The sequence below is a fragment of the Psychrobacter sp. GW64-MNA-CIBAN-0177 genome (assembly GCF_040309585.1).
GTDB lineage: Bacteria > Pseudomonadota > Gammaproteobacteria > Pseudomonadales > Moraxellaceae > Psychrobacter > Psychrobacter okhotskensis.
On sequence record NZ_JBEOOY010000341.1, the window covers coordinates 1 to 262 of the forward strand.

The 262-nt window shown below is 45.0% G+C and carries 1 protein-coding gene; it reads right to left on the bottom strand.

Going from position 1 to position 262, the window contains the following annotated elements; genetic code table 11:
• Nucleotides 1-262, bottom strand: a 262-nt coding sequence (locus AAEY79_RS15360) for a hypothetical protein (RefSeq protein ID WP_352289381.1), incomplete at both ends; no start/stop codon positions are given.

Consider the following 262-nt stretch of genomic DNA (forward strand, 5'->3'; position numbering starts at 1 on the left):
GTGTATATTCTGGGCGCTTAGGCCAGCTCTTATCTGGTAAGGTTTCGCCATAGAGCGCAAAACTTAATAGCGAAGGCCCTGTATGCCCATGGCCGCCTAAATGCACATGATTATCTGCAAATAATTTACCCGCCCTCTCACTTGCCAGTGCATGAGGGCACTGCTCTGTTATAACAGCATTTATAGTGTCACTGGCGCTAAAATCATACTCCCTAGCAATATCCTTATACGCTTGAGCAATAATCCAAGTACCATCTATAAG